The 1,063-nt window shown below is 61.5% G+C and carries 2 protein-coding genes; one reads left to right on the plus strand and one right to left on the minus strand.

The features are described from left to right. Positions 1-534: FecR family protein (locus J0A65_RS23930; RefSeq protein WP_269814707.1), on the minus strand; the 534-nt coding region annotated here is incomplete at its 3' end. Positions 535-683: 149 nt separating this feature from the next. Between J0A65_RS23930 and J0A65_RS23935 the strand changes: the two genes are divergently transcribed. Further along, positions 684-1,063 (plus strand): sigma-70 family RNA polymerase sigma factor (locus tag J0A65_RS23935; protein WP_206596773.1); only part of this gene is annotated, 380 nt, incomplete at its 3' end.

The raw sequence follows: 1,063 nt of genomic DNA on the forward strand, positions 1-1,063 counted from the left end.
CAGTACGCTGAAAGGCTGTTCTATGTCGTGAGTGACTTCGAAGTAGCCTTCGCTACCGCTACTGAGCCAGGCACTGCGGTGGTCGCGAAAGATGGCGAAGATCAGTCTGCTGTCGCTGTTCAGTTGAGCGTGCGAGCCGTCTGCCAGGATGACCTTGCGCGGGGCTTCCTGAGCTGCGTAGTAACCAACCTGCGCTGGCAGCAGGCCTGCCGCCCAGCCGCCCATCCAGATAGTCACTCCTCCCAGCATGGCGGCAGCAGCAATCCTGGTCGCGCGCCAGGGGGTTCGTTGGCGGCGAGGGCGAGTTGTCGTGTTGCTGGGCGTGGAGGCGTGGGTTGGGTGTAGTTGATCGGCCAGCCGCCAGATCGCCAGCATGGCGTCGTACTCGTGCTGGTGGTCGGGGGTAGTGGCTATCCAGCGAGCGAAGGCCTGGCGCTCCTCGGCAGTGCAGTCCATGTCATGCAGACGCGCGCACCAGTATGCCGCCTCGGCGCTGAGGCGCTCGTCTTCGTCGGTGGATTGCGGCTCGATCATTCGGGCGTCCCAGGCTTTTGCGAGGCTTTCATTTGCACAAAATGCGAGTGATTATAAGTATCGCTGACCGGGGCTGTCAGCAAGTGTCTGTTGTCGTGACACATCAGGAACCTGCACGGGGCGGTTCCTTCGGGGGCTTAGAGAGTGTCGTGATACACCATTACCAAGAATTGGTCCGTTACCTCAGTCGTACGCTTGGTGATCGCCAGGCGGCTGCAGATGTGGCTCAGGAAAGCGTCTTGCGCCTGCTCGAGCGTAAGTCCTTGGCTGCCATCGAGCAGCCGCGCGCGTTTCTTTTTCGTACCGCGATCAACCTGAGTGTCGACCGATACCGGCGGGCGCAGGTGCGCGCCGACGAGCCGCTCGAGTCTCTGGGGCATGAAGAGCTCGACGACACCTGTGATCCACAGGTTCAGGCCTGCCAGGCGCAGCAGTTGCGCCTGCTGAAGAGGGCGTTGGACGAACTGCCACCGGTTTGTCGCCAGGCATTCCTGATGCGCAAGGTAGAGGGCTGTTCTCATGCCGAGAT

The sequence above is a fragment of the Bowmanella yangjiangensis genome (assembly GCF_017255015.1).
Lineage (GTDB): Bacteria > Pseudomonadota > Gammaproteobacteria > Enterobacterales > Alteromonadaceae > Bowmanella > Bowmanella yangjiangensis.